General features: G+C 65.2%; 1 protein-coding gene and 1 pseudogene. One reads left to right on the forward strand and one right to left on the reverse strand.

Features of this window, described 5'->3' with window-relative positions; all coding sequences use genetic code 11:
* The first annotated feature begins 346 nt into the window (after positions 1-346).
* On the forward strand, positions 347-505 hold the full coding sequence (locus tag E1286_RS49750; RefSeq protein WP_223190975.1) for a CPBP family intramembrane glutamic endopeptidase: 159 nt from the start codon (positions 347-349) through the stop codon (positions 503-505).
* A 51-nt stretch (positions 506-556) separates the two neighbouring features.
* Here E1286_RS49750 and E1286_RS47390 read toward each other — a convergent pair.
* Positions 557-819, reverse strand: a pseudogene (locus tag E1286_RS47390) (hypothetical protein); the annotation flags it as partial.

The following is an 819-nucleotide window of genomic DNA, read 5'->3' on the forward strand; positions in this document are numbered from 1 at the left end:
GACTCGGTCTGCAGGGCCAGAAGGTCAGGAACTTCGAGAGGCTCCTGGATGCGCGAAAAGGAGACGCGACGGGGACCAGCGGGTACGGCGGAGGCGTTGCGCGAGGCTGCCAACAGATGTCCTTCCGGAGAGCACGGATGGAATCGAACTGCGCGCACGCCGAACGCCCCGGAAGAGTCCAGGGCGTCAAGAGGCAGCGCGAGGGAGCAGCATAACGTAAATGAGAAACGGGTATCTACCCATAAAGTAGATGTCAACCTCGGTGCCGCCATCAGAATGGCACAGCGCGGGTGAACTCGTCAACTCTTACGGTCGCGGCACGGAGTCGGATGCGTGCTTGGGACCGATGGCGGTGGTGACCGGTGTCGGCTTCGCCCTGTTGTACCTGCGTACCGGAAGCCTTCTGGCGCTGATCGGGCTGCACATCACGGTCGACATCGTCGGGCTCGTCCTGATCCCTCCTCCCGGGCGCGTGAACGAACCCACGCCGGCCGAGGCCTCCTAGACCGCAACGCCGTTCAGTTAAGGCCGGGGCATCGGTGTCAAGGGCTGCTGATCATGTTGATGCTGATGGTGGCTTTGTAGGTGGTCCGATCGATGGCGGGTCCGATTTGACGATGCGGTCTTTGGTGCGGACTCGCCGGGCGGGAAGGAGGTGGGCCAGCACGTGACGGCCGATGGTGCCGACCAGGTCGATGTCGGTGCCGGTGATGACGCCGGCGGCCAGGATGAGCTGGTCACGGGCGGCGGCCAGGGCGGTGGTGAAGCCGGCCCGGTCCGGGTCGGTGCCCGGGACGCTGTCGGTGGCGTCGGTCATCG

The organism is Nonomuraea terrae, assembly GCF_004348995.1.
GTDB classification, from domain to species: Bacteria; Actinomycetota; Actinomycetes; order Streptosporangiales; family Streptosporangiaceae; genus Nonomuraea; species Nonomuraea terrae.